The following is a 1521-nucleotide window of genomic DNA, read 5'->3' as shown; positions in this document are numbered from 1 at the left end:
GGAACGCAGAATACTAAATTGAAGCAACTTGAGGAACACCGTAAAAATGGTGCTGATCAGTCACTCACGACTAATCAGGGAACAAGGATTGCCAATGATCAGAACTCTTTACGCGCAGGTGAACGAGGCCCCACTCTGCTTGAAGACTTCATCATGCGAGAAAAAATTACGCATTTTGACCATGAGCGCATACCCGAGCGTATTGTGCATGCACGCGGCTCGGCGGCGCATGGATACTTCCAGCCTTATCGTGCGTTAAGTGACCTGACCAAGGCGCATTTTCTGTCTGACCCGGAACAAATCACGCCCGTATTTGTGCGTTTTTCCACAGTTCAGGGGGGCGCTGGGTCGGCTGACACCGTGCGCGACATTCGCGGGTTTGCCACTAAGTTTTATACCGAAGAAGGTGTTTTTGATTTAGTGGGTAACAATACGCCGGTGTTTTTCATCCAGGACGCACATAAGTTCCCGGACTTTGTCCATGCAGTGAAGCCGGAACCGCACAACGAAATCCCGCAGGGGCAATCGGCGCATGACACCTTCTGGGATTACGTTTCTCTGCAACCCGAGACCTTGCATAATGTGATTTGGGCGATGTCCGATCGCGGAATCCCGCGAAGCTATCGCACAATGGAAGGTTTTGGCATTCACACGTTCAGACTCGTAAATGCAGAGGGTAAAGCTACCTTCGTCCGCTTCCACTGGAAGCCTGTTGCAGGAAAAGCCTCTTTACTCTGGGATGAGTCGCAAAAACTGACCGGGCGGGACCCTGATTTTCACCGACGTGATCTGTGGGAAGCCATTGAAGCAGGTGATTTTCCGGAATATGAGTTAGGCCTGCAGCTCATTCCTGAAGAGGATGAGTTCAGGTTCGATTTTGACATCCTTGATGCGACCAAACTGATTCCTGAAGCGCTGGTGCCGGTGGAAATTGTGGGCAAGATGGTGCTGAACCGCAACCCGGATAACTTCTTCGCGGAAACGGAGCAAGTGGCATTCCACCCCGGACATATCGTACCCGGTCTGGACTTCACCAACGATCCCTTATTGCAGGGCAGACTCTTTTCCTACACTGACACGCAGATTAGTCGCCTCGGCGGCCCTAATTTCCATGAAATTCCAATCAATCGCCCGGTTTGCCCCTATCACAATTTCCAGCGGCAGGGCATGCATCGTCAGGATATTGACACTAATCCGGCAAATTATGAGCCTAACTCAATCAATGACAACTGGCCGCGCGAAACGCCCCCGTCCGCCAAAGGTGGCGGTTTTGAGAGCTATCAGGAGCGCATTGAAGGGCACAAAGTACGCGAGCGGAGCCCATCTTTTGGCGAATATTACTCGCAGCCAAGGTTGTTTTGGTTAAGCCAGACGCCTGTCGAACAGCAGCATATCATTGGCGCCTATTCCTTCGAGCTAAGTAAAGTCGCCCGCCCCTATATTCGTGAGCGCGTGGTGGACCACCTCTTAAATATCGACATTGCATTAGCACAGGGGGTAGCCGAAAACCTGGGGATTAAA

At 51.6% G+C, this 1521-nt stretch carries 1 protein-coding gene; it reads left to right on the top strand.

The features are described 5' to 3' along the window. Positions 1-1521, top strand: a 1521-nt coding sequence (gene katE / locus PSSD_RS25850; RefSeq protein WP_058974221.1) for a catalase HPII, incomplete at both ends; no start/stop codon positions are given.

It is taken from the genome of Type-D symbiont of Plautia stali (assembly GCF_001485335.1).
In the GTDB taxonomy this organism is placed as follows: domain Bacteria; phylum Pseudomonadota; class Gammaproteobacteria; order Enterobacterales; family Enterobacteriaceae; genus Pantoea; species Pantoea vagans_C.
This window is presented reverse-complemented; position numbering and strand designations above follow the sequence as displayed.